This is a genomic window from Bacillus cereus group sp. BfR-BA-01309 (assembly GCF_022664315.1).
In the GTDB taxonomy this organism is placed as follows: domain Bacteria; phylum Bacillota; class Bacilli; order Bacillales; family Bacillaceae_G; genus Bacillus_A; species Bacillus_A mobilis.
Window position 1 is genome coordinate 1 of sequence record NZ_JAKUHE010000064.1, and the last position, 437, is coordinate 437.

Sequence of the window (437 nt, forward strand, 5' to 3'; positions counted from 1 at the left end):
CCGTTCCCATACCGAACACGGAAGTTAAGCTCTCTAGCGCCGATGGTAGTTGGGACCTTGTCCCTGTGAGAGTAGGACGTTGCCAGGCAAATGGAGGATTAGCTCAGCTGGGAGAGCACCTGCCTTACAAGCAGGGGGTCGGCGGTTCGATCCCGTCATCCTCCACCATTTAGCCGACTTAGCTCAATTGGTAGAGCAACTGACTTGTAATCAGTAGGTTGGGGGTTCAAGTCCTCTAGTCGGCACCAGTTTTTATTGCAAGAGCCATTAGCTCAGTTGGTAGAGCATCTGACTTTTAATCAGAGGGTCGAAGGTTCGAATCCTTCATGGCTCACCATTTTATCTTAAATATGCGGGTGTGGCGGAATTGGCAGACGCACTAGACTTAGGATCTAGCGCCTTTGGCGTGGGGGTTCGACTCCCTTCACCCGCACTTT

General features: G+C 51.7%; 4 tRNA genes and 1 rRNA gene. All 5 read left to right on the forward strand.

From position 1 onward, the window contains the following. Positions 1-88, forward strand: a 5S ribosomal RNA gene (gene rrf / locus MR115_RS29590); the annotation flags it as partial. Between the two features lie 4 nt (positions 89-92). Next, positions 93-168, forward strand: a tRNA-Val gene (locus MR115_RS29595). Between the two features lie 4 nt (positions 169-172). Further along, positions 173-248 (forward strand) — tRNA-Thr (locus MR115_RS29600). 13 nt (positions 249-261) lie between these two features. Beyond that, positions 262-337 (forward strand) — tRNA-Lys (locus tag MR115_RS29605). Between the two features lie 15 nt (positions 338-352). Continuing rightward, positions 353-433: transfer RNA gene (locus tag MR115_RS29610), tRNA-Leu, on the forward strand. Positions 434-437: the final 4 nt, after the last annotated feature.